1 protein-coding gene is annotated in these 1,230 nt (G+C 70.2%); it reads right to left on the reverse strand.

Translation table 11 applies throughout. The annotated features are described in order from the left end of the window. Window positions 1-1,230 (reverse strand): ABC transporter ATP-binding protein (locus D1643_RS11045; RefSeq protein ID WP_236643576.1); only part of this gene is annotated, 1,230 nt, incomplete at both ends.

Below are 1,230 nucleotides of genomic sequence, written 5' to 3' on the forward strand. Positions count from 1 at the left end.
CGCGCCGCCTGCCCGCGAGACGCCCCGCGCGCCCGGGACCGGCCTCGCGGCTTCCGCGGCTCGCGCAGGCCCCGCATCCGACACGGCTTCCGCGGCTCGCGCCCCCTCTCCGCCTGGGGCCTGCGCGACGCGCGCCTCGGCCTGCTCGAGCGTCACCGCACCTGGGCGGTCAGCCACGTCGGGACGCTCGGCGAGCACCTCGATGAAGCGGCGGAAGCCCGCGTAGCCCTTCTGGAGCGTCTCGGTGAAGTTGATGAGCTGCTCGACCGGCGCGATGAAGATGCCGATGTAGAGGGCGTAGATGGCCAGGTCGCCCACGGAAAGCGTGCCCTGGGCCACGAAGTAGCCGCCGCCCACCACCGTCACGCCGTAGAGCACGCCCAGGAACAGCGAGCTCATGGCATGAAACGCGCCGAGGAACCGGTAGGAGCGCTTCTTCGTGTCGAGGAACGCCTCGTTGGCGCCGCGGAACTTCGCGCGCTCGGCCGCCTCGCCGCCGAAGGACTTCACCACGCGGATGCCGCCGAGGGAGTCCTGCACCGCCGCGTTGATGCCGGCCATGCGCTCGCGGTTCTCGCGGAACACCGCGCGGCGGCGGTAGTTGAGCGCGAACGAGAGCGCAGCCATCACCGCCGTGGCGCCGAGCATGATGGCCGTGAGCGGCACATTGATCATGAACAGCAGCGAGAACGAGCCGACGATCTTGAGCGTGCAGATGAGCAGGTTCTCAGGCCCGTGGTGGGCGAGCTCCGATATGTCGAACAGGTCGGTGGTGACCTTGGACATCATGGCGCCGGTGTTATGGCGGTCGTAGTAGCTGAACGAGAGGCGCTGGTACTGCTCGAACAGGTCGCGGCGCATATCGGCCTCCATGCGGGCGCCCATGATGTGGCCCCAGCAGGTGATGAACCACTGGCAGGCGGTACGCGCCAGGTAGAGCACGGCGAACAGCCCGGCAATGCCGGCGAGCGAGCCCAAGATGACGTCGGCGGGCTCGAGGAAGAACTCCTTGGTAAAGAAGCCGAGCAGCTGGGGGAAGGCCAAATCGATGCAGGCGAGCGCCACTGCGCAGAGGAGGTCGGCGGCCAGCAGGCCGCGGTAGGGGCGGTAGTAGCCGACGAAGCGGCGGATGACGCGGCCGGCGGTCACCTCGGCGTGCTCTTCGTGCGCGGCGCGCTCGGCGGGGCCGGCGGCGGGCGCGGGCGCGGTGAGCGGGCCGCGGTGGGCGTC

The organism is Enterorhabdus sp. P55 (genome assembly GCF_009911695.1).
In the GTDB taxonomy this organism is placed as follows: Bacteria; Actinomycetota; Coriobacteriia; order Coriobacteriales; family Eggerthellaceae; genus Enterorhabdus.